This window comes from Zarconia navalis LEGE 11467, from assembly GCF_015207075.1.
Classification (GTDB): domain Bacteria; phylum Cyanobacteriota; class Cyanobacteriia; order Cyanobacteriales; family Geitlerinemataceae; genus Zarconia; species Zarconia navalis.
The window spans coordinates 1-11,909 of record NZ_JADEXN010000098.1 but is presented as its reverse complement, the minus strand read 5'-3'; the positions used below and the strand labels follow the sequence as shown (position 1 = coordinate 11,909).

General features: G+C 54.1%; 9 protein-coding genes. 7 read left to right on the top strand and 2 right to left on the bottom strand.

The window, feature by feature from the left end; all coding sequences use genetic code 11:
- On the top strand, window positions 1–827 hold an 827-nt coding region (locus tag IQ235_RS07320; RefSeq protein WP_264320830.1), incomplete at its 5' end, for a DUF4070 domain-containing protein.
- An 89-nt stretch (window positions 828–916) separates the two neighbouring features.
- On the opposite strand, the gene IQ235_RS07315 is transcribed toward IQ235_RS07320, so the two are convergent.
- Window positions 917–2,257 (bottom strand): tyrosine-protein kinase domain-containing protein, encoded by a 1,341-nt coding sequence (locus IQ235_RS07315; RefSeq protein ID WP_264320829.1) that lies wholly within the window; start codon window positions 2,255–2,257, stop codon window positions 917–919.
- 40 nt (window positions 2,258–2,297) lie between these two features.
- On the bottom strand, window positions 2,298–3,041 hold the full coding sequence (locus tag IQ235_RS07310) for a GumC domain-containing protein (protein WP_264320828.1): 744 nt from the start codon (window positions 3,039–3,041) through the stop codon (window positions 2,298–2,300).
- Between the two features lie 707 nt (window positions 3,042–3,748).
- Here IQ235_RS07310 and IQ235_RS07305 point away from each other — a divergent pair.
- The 6 genes from IQ235_RS07305 to IQ235_RS07280 form a co-directional block, all read left to right on the top strand.
- Window positions 3,749–4,969, top strand: a complete 1,221-nt coding sequence (locus IQ235_RS07305; RefSeq protein ID WP_264320827.1) for a response regulator — start codon at window positions 3,749–3,751, stop codon at window positions 4,967–4,969.
- A 151-nt stretch (window positions 4,970–5,120) separates the two neighbouring features.
- The gene (locus IQ235_RS07300) at window positions 5,121–5,606 is read left to right on the top strand and encodes a chemotaxis protein CheW (RefSeq protein ID WP_264320826.1); all 486 of its coding nucleotides are present in this window, start codon (window positions 5,121–5,123) and stop codon (window positions 5,604–5,606) included.
- A gap of 101 nt (window positions 5,607–5,707) precedes the next feature.
- On the top strand, window positions 5,708–7,597 hold the full coding sequence (locus IQ235_RS07295; protein WP_264320825.1) for a methyl-accepting chemotaxis protein: 1,890 nt from the start codon (window positions 5,708–5,710) through the stop codon (window positions 7,595–7,597).
- A 74-nt stretch (window positions 7,598–7,671) separates the two neighbouring features.
- Window positions 7,672–8,037 (top strand): response regulator transcription factor, encoded by a 366-nt coding sequence (locus IQ235_RS07290; RefSeq protein WP_264320824.1) that lies wholly within the window; start codon window positions 7,672–7,674, stop codon window positions 8,035–8,037.
- Between the two features lie 9 nt (window positions 8,038–8,046).
- Window positions 8,047–10,983: a methyl-accepting chemotaxis protein gene (locus IQ235_RS07285; RefSeq protein ID WP_264320823.1), complete on the top strand. Its 2,937-nt coding sequence runs from the start codon at window positions 8,047–8,049 to the stop codon at window positions 10,981–10,983.
- Window positions 10,984–11,134: 151 nt separating this feature from the next.
- A partial coding sequence (locus IQ235_RS07280) for an Hpt domain-containing protein (RefSeq protein ID WP_264320822.1) occupies window positions 11,135–11,909 on the top strand: 775 nt, incomplete at its 3' end.

Below are 11,909 nucleotides of genomic sequence, written 5' to 3'. Positions count from 1 at the left end.
ATCCTTTTGTGTTGCTCACGGAAGCCTCCCTCAATCTTGCCGAAGACGAAGAACTGATCGATTTACTCGTCAAAGCCGGTTTCGTGAAGATATTCATGGGGATTGAAACTCCCGATATTACCAGTTTGGTCGGCATTCACAAACTCCAAAATACCCGCCAAGACCTCATCGAATCTTGCCATAAAATTACCGAACGAGGATTGCAAATCATGGCCGGATTTATCCTCGGTTTCGACAACGAACGCCCCGGCGCGGGAGGGCGAATTCGGGCATTTATCGAAGAGACGGGCATTCCCCAAGGGATGTTCGGTTTGCTCCAAGCCCTCCACAACACCGCCTTGTGGCAGCGTCTCAAAAGCGAGGGACGGTTGCGCGATGGGTTGGCAACAATCCACCAAGGATCGATTATGAACTTCGTACCCACCCGCCCCGTCGAAGAAATCGTCCGCGAATATATCCAAGCCTTCTGGCACATCTACGAACCCCTCCCCTATCTCAAGCGCACTTTCAGCCACTTCATGAGAATGAAAAACTGGCGGGGGAAACACGATCGCCCCTTCACCTGGCACGAGTGGCGACTGTTGCGAGCAATTTGCTGGCGGCAGGGGGTATTGCGTTCCACCCGGTTCCGTTTCTGGTGGCAACTGGGGGCGATCGCCCTCAAGAAACCCCAACTGCTCTACGAGTATCTTGTGGTGTTGGGGATGGGGGAACATTTCTTTAAGTACCGCCACGTTGTCAAATCCCAGCTACTCGAACAGTTGGCGGTATTGCAAGGGGAAGACACTGCCGCAGTGTTGGCAACACCCGTTCCTGCTTTGTATTAGACATCTGGGGAATGGGGAGACGCGGACTTAGATTTCCTCTATCTCCGCGTCTCCCCATCTCCGCTTTGTCCTGTCCTGAAACCCTTATCTTATCGCTGCTGAGATTCGATCGAGGATGTTTCTTCGAGCATCCGTTCTTCTAAATTCCGATCGTTTTGGTGGACGCAACTGTAGGCGATCGCCTCCATTTCATCCGTACCGTTGGCGATCGTTCCCCATACCGGAACTCCCCCCGCCTGTAACTGAGCCAAGGCATGCATTGTGGGCATTTGCCGAGTCCGATTCAACCTCAGCGCCACGATCGCCCCATCCGTCAGTGCTGCGAGTAATTGAGCGTCGGGATATTGCCGCAATGCCGGAGTATCGTAAACGACCAGATCGAAACTCTCCCGCAGTTGAACGACGACTTCCTTCATTTTGACCGATGCCAGCAGTAGGGAGGGATCGGAATGCACGCGACCGGCACCTAGAATAAAAACATTATCGCTCCAAGGCGATCGCTCGATGGACTCGTTAAAATTTAGATCGGAGAGGATGGCATCGCTCAAACCCGGACGATTGGCAGCGTTCGTCCGGCGATCGAGGGTGAGATGACGCAAGTTCCCATCCACCAACAGCACCCGCATTCCCGAAGCAGCCACGGCGATCGCGAAGTGGCGGGCGATCGTTGAAGTTCCCGCACCCGAGTCCGGTGCCAGCACGACTAGCGATTTCAACGGGCGATCGCTCATTTCCACCAAACGACTCCAAAGAGCGCGAAACGCCGCCTGAAATGCATAGGAACCCCTAGCAGAACGGCGAAAATTCGTTTTCGGCGCCAGGGCGAGCATTGGCAGGCGGGTGAGTTCGGCAACCTCGCGGGGCGATCGCCACCGCGTATCGAGGCGTTCCAAAGCGATTGCCACCCCAATGCCCAACCCCAGTCCCAGCAATCCGGCGATCGCCACGGGTAAGGGTATCCTTTTTTCCGGCAGAGGCAGGGGGCGACGAGAGTCGTCGCGAGGAAGATCGGGTTCGGCCACAATTTCGATCGACGATGGAGATTGCGTTCGGGCTTGGAACTGCAATGCCGCGCGCTGACTCGTCAGTTCCTCCAACTGCTTCGTGGTGTCTTGGAGGGCTTGCTGCAAGTTGGCATAGTCTTGCATCATCCCCGGAAACTGCTGCACTTGCGCCTGAATTTCCCCCACCTGGGTGGATAGAGCTTCAAGATGCACCTTCAGCACTTGGACTTGGTTGGCTGATTCCACCAATTGCCCCGTTAGCGCCAAGCGAACGGGATTGGGTTCCTCGCCATCTGAAGGAAGTTTGGATGTCGCCAATTCCGCCCCCAAAATATTGCGCGCTTCGCCTTGCAACTGCACCGCGAGATTCTTTTGCTCGTCTCGCAACACTTGAATGGGCGGGGTTCCTTCCTGAAACCGAGTCAATTCCCGAGCAATTTCGCTCTCGACATCTTGAAGTTGGGTTTTAATGGCTTGGTAGGGTTTGTGCTTCGGTCAGTTGCCGCTGCGTCTGGCTGCGGTCTTCGGTGAGTTTGCTCAGCCGTTCGAGGACTTGGGGCACTTGAATTTCGGGATCGATGGCGTAGCGGGTTTGAAACGCTTGGAGTTCGCCCTGCTGCTGCTCTTTTTGGGCTTGCAGTTGCGTCAATTGACTCTCGACGTAGGCGAACAACTGCTCCCACTGAGTTTGACGAGCGCTGCGATCGGATTGGAGGTAGGTTTGGGCTAGGGCATCGAGCATCGCCAGCACGACCTCGGGATCTCGGTTGCGGTAGCGCACTTCCACAATTTGGGTCTGGTCGATGCGATCGAGACTCAATCCCTCCGGCCAGTTCTGGGGCGCGAGTTCCGGGCGTTTGAGTTGGGACAGGGCTTCAGACAGAAGTTTGGATCGCTCGAGTAACGCGATCGCCGTGGCGCGATCTCCACCGGATGTAAGAGTTTGAGGAACCACCGGCAATGCCCCCTCCGGAACTGCAGAACCATCGAGCAGCAGCTCGAACCGACCTTCGTAAATGGGGACGTACTCGGCGTGCCATCGCCATGCCGCGATCGCCACCACCGATGCCGCGACCCCAAGCGTAAAACCGATCCGACACCACCATCGCCTCGATTGGCGCGATCGGGACGCAAACTCGAAAGAGCTTCGAGGGGGTGTTGCCTCTCGGTAAGACGGCAAAATCCCAGAAGACGGGAATCGATTCATCATGAACTTAAACGCGCGATTTGGCAAAGATTTCAACCCAACCACTCAAACCCCAACATCGGGCACGAGCGATATCCCCAATTCATATCTTTCATATCAGATCCGGTCAGATCCGGGTAATTGACCGCAAGGCGCGCAAATTCCACGAGTCGCTGTTTCCCCCAGCAACGCCTGCTTTCCCAGCTTTACACCCCAATTACGGTTATTCGACCGGATTCGATCTTACTCCCCAAGTCTCTCGAAGCCGTCCGTAGAAAAATACGACCGACTTTTATTTTTCGCACCCCAAGCGGCTCATCGAAAGCTAGAAGAGCTAAAACGTTTTTTGCAATCGACGATTTGTGGTGTCAGCCTTTAGCTTCAAGTGGTGTATCTATTGTACATTGCTTGTATCTTCCCAACTGCGATAAACTGACTCAAGCTAGTAGTTACAAATTTTCGCAATATTGGAATCGACCCGCTCTTAAACGTTTCGTCTTGCGCGCGCGCCTTCAACTCGAAGGATTCGGGTTCTAGCAGCACTCTGAAGCCTGCGGATCGCTCGTTGAGCCAACGTAGGTCACAAGAGCATTGCCATCCTTTGTGCTTTGCGCCTTCGTGCGATCGGACCTCTTGCACTCAACCGGTGAGTGTCCTGACAACTACAAGCGCGTAGAATAACGAGCTAACGTTGCAGGTAGCTTCTACTACCATAACTCGGATTAGCAACTATGACGGGCAATCTTTCCCCAACCTCAACAACTCAAAGCAGACCGGGAGTTGTGACCTACCCCCGTAAAGCGATCAAACATATCGTTGCTAAGGGAATTTCCGGGTGTATGACGTTTCACGATCCTTTAGACCCAACGATCGGTTGGAACCTTTACGTTCGCCGGGGTCAATTAACCTATGCCACCAGTGCCGGACGAAAAGCCGAGCGCTTGCGGTGTCTGGTTCGCAGCATCCAGCCCGAACTTTGCGAACTGAAGTTTCCCGAACTAGAGAACGAGTATACGATCGTTTGTCAGTGGTGGCACAGTTCGGGATTGCCCATGGCTCGCCTGCGCCAACTGCTGATGCGACTGAGCTTGGAGGCGATCGTCCAAACCCTTGCCCTGCCCAAAGCCTCTGTTGAGTTTAACAAAACCCGCAAGATCGAACCGATTCTGATCGAAACGCCTTTGACACAAATTCCCTCTCCCCTGTGGCAAATGGCGCTGCAATGGCAGCAGTGGCGAAAGACACTGCCCTCGCCTTTTTCTCGCCTCTACCTCGAGCCGGAAAAGCAATCGGCGTTTCGAGAGTTGTGGCAACAGTATCCCTACCAGTTTAAAGGCAAAAAAGAAGGGGAGCGCTTTGCCATGCGGTTGATGCATTTGCTCGGAAAGCAGCTTTCAGTCTATCAGATCTCCTATTTGTTGAAGGTGTCGGCTCAAAATCTGGTGGCCTGGGTGCAGCCGTTGGTGAGTGCGGGGTTGGTGGTCGTTCTCGAACGGGAAATCACCGAGTCGCCGCCGCGCGCCGAATCCCCCGCGCGGGAGACTTCGCCCCCACCCCTCGACACGGAACCCCGGCAGACGATCGCCTGTATCGACGATAGCAAAACCATTCAAAAACAAGTTAAAGGGATTCTAGAAATTCACGGGTTTGACGTGTTGGGCATTACCGAACCCGCCCAAGCCTTAACCTCCCTGGTGCGTCAAAAACCCGCCGCCATTCTAATGGATGTGAATATGCCCGACATCGACGGCTACGAACTTTGTAGTATGTTGCGCCAGTCCCGGCAACTTCGGGATATTCCCATTATCATGTTGACCGGTCGCGACGGCATTCTCGATCGAATTCGAGCCAAAACCTTGGGGGTAAATTATTATCTAACCAAACCCTTTAACCCCGATAACTTGGTAGGATACATCCATAAAGTTCTCCAAGGCTTGGCATCGGAAACTTAGATGGGTTTATAGAGAGGGTAAAGTCGCTCGAACCCGTTTTCTGTGGTCCCCAAAGCTCGGCAACCAAGCCTCGCCGATGAAATCGAAAATTGTTAACAGTGCGCGTACAGCCGATCGGCAAGCCGCGATCGCATAAATATTAAATATCAGGATGGCCCAGGATTATTTTAGAGTTCGAGTTTCGGGTTCGGTACAACTAGCTGTGCCCTTGAACCAAATTGAAACGGTTCTGCAAATCGATCGACGCTTAATTTGCCCGATTCCTGGAGTTCCTTCGGGATTATTGGGGGTGGTGAACCGACGAGGTATTCTAACCTGGGTGCTAGATTTGAGTCATTTTTTAGAATTAGAGCCACTGTCGGCGCCCCCAAATCGCAAGCTCGCAGCGATTTCTTTGATCCCAGCGGATTCGGATGCCGTACCCGACAAGCAAACGAGTCCCAAGTCCGTGGCTTGTATCGTCGAAGAGTTAGAAGGAATCTTTACGCCGCCCAAGATCAAACCGATTCGCAAGCGTCTCAAATCCAGGTTGCGACCGATTTTAGTCGATCTTGCCTATTACGAAAACTCAGGAATTGCTATACTGAACCCCACAGCCCTGCTTCACACTCTCTACACTGAGGCAAATCCCATCTAAATTATCGACCTCTGCGGCCTGAAGAATAGTGCTGCGGTTGCTTTTGAGGTCACGATCGCCACCTGTCCGCCGACCGATCGAATAAGAGCGAGAAAACGACCATGGATCGCCAGCCTAATTTGAATAGTTCAGCTCCAGACGACCCGACCGAATCCACCGCCAATGGGATGAATTCCCCAGAACCTCCCGCTAACCCTCTCGATCCAGCTGACGATCCACTGCTGGAAAAGCTCCTACAAGCCAATAGCTTAGAACAAGCTGGAGACTTAGAAGGTGCGAGAATCTTGTATGAAGAAATCATTGCCATCGATGTCTCGAGCGTCTGGGGAGCGAGCGCCAAAAAAGCTCTAGACAACCTGCCGCCCGAGAGCGACTTCGATGCGTCCGAATCCCCCGGCGATCTCTCGTCCCTCACCGCCACGGGGGGCGAGAATGCCTACCTCAACTCGGTCGCCTCCTTTCCACCCACGGGAAAACCCCAGGGGAACTCGACGGGAATTTTGGGCTTCAATTGGGCGCGAGAGCGGTGGAAGAGCCTCAGCGTCGGATTGAAGTTCAAAATCCTCTTAGCCGTGGCGGCGATCGTCCCGGTGGTAGCATTCGAGCGAACCCTCGTGTGGTTCGAGCGTCCCGTCGCCGAGTCGGAAACGGCAGCCGCGCCCAATGCAATTTCATACGAACGGGTCGTTCGAGCCAGATTCCTCGGTTTGGCCGTGGGTGCGGGAACCGCCCTGGCCTTGCTGCCGATCGCTTACGCCATTATCCGATCGTTAGAGTTGAACTTGCGATCGATGGTGCGATTTACCCGTGCCCTGAGCTTGGGCAATACCCAAGCTCAACTGAGCGTGACGACCACCGCCGACGAAGTGGCCGTGCTGGCGGAAAAACTCCAGGACATTGCCGATCGCATGGGAGAAAGCGAACGGCAAATGCAAATTGTCGAACGGGAACGAACCCAAGATACCCAAAAGCAAACCCAAGAAAAAGAACGACTCCAGCAACAAGTGATGGATTTGTTAGTGCACATCGAAGGCGCGCGAGCGGGGGATTTAACCATTCAAGTGCCGACAGTTGCCGGAGAAGTGGGGGCGATCGCCGATGCGTTTAATACCACCCTCGGTTCCCTAAAACAATTGGTCGAGCGGGTCAATACTATCGCCTCGAGGGTGACGCAGCAGGCCCAAACCAGCCAAACCTCCGTTCTCGAGTTTTCCAGCGCCACCTTCGCTCAATCCGAGAACTTGCAAAATACCCTTCGCACCGTGGTCGGCATTTCCGAGTCGATCCGACAAGTGGCCGGGACGACCCAAGAAGCAGCCACCATTGCCCGCCAAGCCACCAATGCGGCCCAAACCGGCGATACGGCCATGGATAGAACGGTGGAGGTCGTGGATAAGATCCGCAGCGCCGTCGCCAACACGGCTAAAAAAGCCAAGCGTCTGGCCGAGTCTTCCCAAGAAGTGTCCCAGATTTTGGCATCGATCTCCGGGATTTCCGAGAAAGCCAACTTGCTGGCGTTCAATGCCAGCATTGAAGCGGCGCGAGCGGGGGAACAAGGGGTGGGTTTTCGCCAAGTAGCCGACGAGGTTAGAGCACTCGCGGCTCAAGTGAGCGAATCTACAGCAGATATCGAACAGCTCATCAATACCATTCAAGAAGAAACCGCTGAGGTGATCGATGTTTTAGAACTGGGGACGACAGAAGTTGTTAAAGGCTCCGGACTGGTCGATCGAACCAAAAGGACATTACAGGATTTGACTCGATTGAGCCAACAAATCGATGGCTACCTTCAAGACGTCTCCCGTAATACCATCGACCAAACGGAGGCGTCCGAGCAGGTGAACCAAACCGTGGAAACCGCCGCCAAAATTGCGAGCGCCACAGCGACCGAAGCGCAAGGGGTGGCCGCAAAGCTGCAAGAATTAGCAACCGATGCCAATACCCTACAATCATCCGTGGCCCAGTTCCAAGTTCGCAGCAACGACCGCTGATGCAAAACGACCGCAATCGATAGCTTATAATTCTCAATTAAATAACGAAACTCTTAAAAAGTAAGGTCTAACGTATGAAGAGCGTATTTGTTGTTGAAGACGGTCATACCGAACAAGCCATGATTAAAGCGCTTTTAGGTCAAGCCGGATTTGTTGTTTCCGTCGCTAGTAATGTCGATGAAGCCTGGAATTGGTTACAAAACAACGCGCTACCCAATTTAATTGTATTGGATATTGTCATGCCTGGAAAAAGTGGTTTAGAGTTATGTCGAATGATTCAGGAACACGACAAAATGAAAGATGTTCCCATCGTATTTTGTAGCTCTAAAAGTGAAGAATTCGATCGCTTTTGGGCGCTGCGACAGGGGGCAAAAGCTTATGTGGTGAAACCCTATGCCCCGAAAGAACTTCTCGACACGGTATTTACGCATATTCAGTAAGACGATCGGTTGACGGTTTCCGATCTGAAGCTAGAGACAGACCCGGCCCCTCGATTGACTCATCTACCCCCAACTTCAACCATGTACGACTCGCGCAACAGTCTATCGACCACCTCGGATCGGAACGACCCATCGAAGATCGCCCCCGACTATTCCGATACCGCATCCGACGAACTCCTCAAAAAACTACTACAAGCCAACAGTCTAGAACAAGCCGGGGCCCTCGACGAAGCGCGAGAAGTCTACGAAGAAATTGCCGCCGCTGACGAAGCCGGACTCTACGGTGTCAGCGCCCGCAAAGCCTTAGCAACGATTGCCGACACCCCGCCCCAAATTCCACCTTCAATGAATTCTGGGGTCTGGGAGTCCGCCAACTCGACGGACGATGATGGTGGCAAAACTTCTGTCCGCGCGGGATTTCTCACCCAGTTCCCCCGAGGGATCGAACAACAGTGGAACAACCTGAGTTTTACCAACAAACTGACGGTGTTGCTCGTCAGTGGTGCGATTTTACCGGTGGCGATCGTCACCCAAGGATTGATCGGACGCACCCAAGCTCGAGTGGAACAAGAGTTTCGATCGCAACTCCAACGCACCACCTCATCCTGGGAAGAGGATTACGTGGTGTGGACGGAAGACGATAGCCTCACCGAAGCGGAAAATCTCGCCCGACTGGTTCGGGCCAACGGCATTAATTTGAGCGACCCGAAACAAATCGCCCAACGGCAAGGGTATTTATCGGCATTGGTCACCCAAGGGATTACCGCTGGCGATCGCCGCGCTGACGTGACTAAAAGCTTTCGCATCCTCACCGATCGCAGCGGACGCACCCTCGCCAAAGGAATTAAAATCCACGATTCGGCTCTCAATCCCGAAGCCTACCGCCAACCGAACCCCACGCGGGAGATCGAACCCTCAGAATTTATTGCCATAGAGACCCCCTCGAACGCGAACTTAGGGGATCTCGAGATCGTCCGACAAGTTTTGACGACCGGACAACCCCTGCGAGGCATCGAGCTAGTTTCCGGAGAAATTCTAAGCCGGTTGGGACTGGAAAACCAGGCTGAAATTCCCATTCTCTTGTCGTCGAGCAGCCCGGATCTCGCCCCGGCCCCCATCGGCACCTACGATATCGATGAAGGGAGTGCGGGATTGGCCACGGTGGTGGTATACCCGATCTCCCTCAACAATCAACTGGTGGGAACGGCGATCGTCGGTGTTCTTCACAACCGGCACTTTGCCCTCCTCGATACCTTCCAACAACTCGTCGATGCCAACTCCATTTCCGTCTTCGCCTACGACTGGCGAGTGAATACCAACGTCCCCGGTCGCGATGGCACTCGCGCTCTGGGAACCCTAGCCCCAAAATCGGTATCGAACCCCATTCTCGATCGACCCTTCAAGTCCCCCCAAACCGATGGGCAAGGAGACCGCGAACCCGGATTTTTCGATCGCCTGCTCGCCCAAGGGAACGAAGAACTCACCGATGATGGTAAAGGTCTTTTCCAAGAAGAAACCATCGGCAACGAGAAATACCTCACCTACTATCGCCCGCTCTACAACCATCAAAAGGAATTAAATCCTCAGGAGGCAAAACCCATCGGGATGCTATCGGTGGGTCGCTCCCTCGACGATTTAGAGACCCTAGTGGCCGAACAGCAACGGTTGGGTTTGCTCGTGGGGGGAGTCGTGCTCGTAGGGGTCATTTTCGCGGCGATTCCCATTGCCCGAGCCTTCGCCGGTTCCCTAACGGAGTTGGCGCGATTTGCCCAAAAAGTAGGTCGAGGTCAAACCGGGGTGCGGGTTTCCGCAAGCGATCGCGCCGACGAGATCGGCATTCTCGCTCGCGAACTCAACCAAATGGCGGTCGGCATCGAAGCCAACATCGCCGCGGTCAAGCAGCAAGAACAACTGCGGCGAGAAGAAGCCGGGCAACAGCGTCGGGAAAAAGAAAAATTGCAGCGAGGGGTGGTGAACTTGCTGCTCGAAATTGAAGGCGCCCAGCGGGGGGATCTAACCGTGAACGCCCCCGTGACCGAAGGGTCCGTGGGGTCGATCGCCGATGCATTTAACATTACCATCCGCCGCCTGCGAGATCTGGTGTTACAGGTGCAAACGGCTGCCAACCAAGTCAACGATCTGGCCGCCCGCAACGCTCCCTCCATGCAGCAGGTCTCCCAAACCGCCAAGATGCAAGCCTCCGAAACTCAAGAAACCCTGAAAACCGTCGCCCAAATTGGCGACTCGATCCGATCGGTAGACGAATCGACCCAGCAAGCCGCTCAAATCGCCCAGCAGGGTGCCAAAGCCGCTCAGGAAGGGGAAGATGTCATGGATATGACCGTGACGAGCATCGACAAAATTAGCGATGCCGTGGACGAGACGGCCAGTAAAGTCAACCGCCTGACGGAATCCTTCGGGCAAATTCTGCAAATCCTGACCCTGATTTCGAGTATTGCCGAACGAACCAATCTTCTGGCTTACAATGCCAGTATCGAAGCCTCTCGCGCGGGCGAAAACGGTCAGGGCTTTCGGGTGGTGGCCGAAGAAGTGCGCCGCCTCGCCGGACGGGCAACAGAAGCCACCCGCAGTATCGAACAGATCGTCGATGCGATCCAGCAAGAAACCATTGAGGTGCAGCAGGCGATGGAAACGGGGAAAGCGGAGGTGGCAGAAGGGACGGAGCTAGTCAACCAGACCAAACAAACCCTCAAACGCCTCGCCGAAATCACTCAAACCATCGATCGATACTTACAATCGATTTCCCAAAATACTACCACCCAAGCTCGGGCATCCGATCGAGTCAACCAGATGGTGGAACAAGTCTCGACCACCACTCAAAGTACGTCTGCCGAGGCCGAGGCGGTGGCGACTTCCTTGCAAGATCTGGCAACCCTGGCGACTTCCTTGCAGGAATCGGTCTCTCAATTCCGGCTCGAACGATAACCGAACGTTTTGGAAAGCGCGGAGACTCGAATGCTTTCCTGACCAGGGATCGGGCGATCTCCGAATGATGCGCTCTCGATCGCTTGCCACCGGGCCATCGGCCAAAACGCACGTTACTCAAATGTTTAACGCACGAATTTTGAAGACACCCATGAGCTTTGCACTCGACCCGGCCGTTCTCGAATCGATTACCCAAGAAGCCCGCCAGTGCTTTCTAGAAGAAGATGCCCCCGGCTATCTGAGCGTTTTGCAACAGGGATTGGCTCAACTGGCCGAAGACCGATCTCCCGATTATAAAGCCCTCATGAGAGCCGCTCACTCCATCAAAGGGGGGGCGGGTGTTGCCCAGATGCCCGCGTTGAGCCAACTGGCGCACAAACTCGAAGATTTGCTCGAAGCGTGGAACCAAGAGCGAATAGTCGAATTGGAACTGGCGTTGGGTTTGCTGCAACAAGGACTTGAAGAACTCGCTTATATGCTCGGTGCAGCTCAAGAGTCACCCAAAATTCTCGAGGCCGACCCGAACCTGCTCAAAGCCCTGACGGAATTTAACTCGTCTCTGGATACAGCGCACAGTCCCCAAATGGCTTCCCCACCTGCGAGTTCTTTGTCTGGAGCACGCATTAAACTGATTCAAACCGCCCTAGAATCGGATTTTGAAAACTGCCTGGAAAGCATCGACAAACTTCTGCAAGAAAAAGTCTCCACGGAGGCGATGCGGGAAGGATTGCTCGGATTGGTGGATGAAGGCATTCTTTTAGGGGAAGCTTACAGCTTGCCTTGGTTGGTGTCTACGGTCGAAAAAATTGCCGATTTGCTCGAACGTCCTCCAGTCAATTTGGCGCTGGAAGATTTAGCCCGTCAGGCAACGATCGAACTGCGGCAAGAGCGCGATCGATTCTTGCAAGAACTACCCGCAACTGACG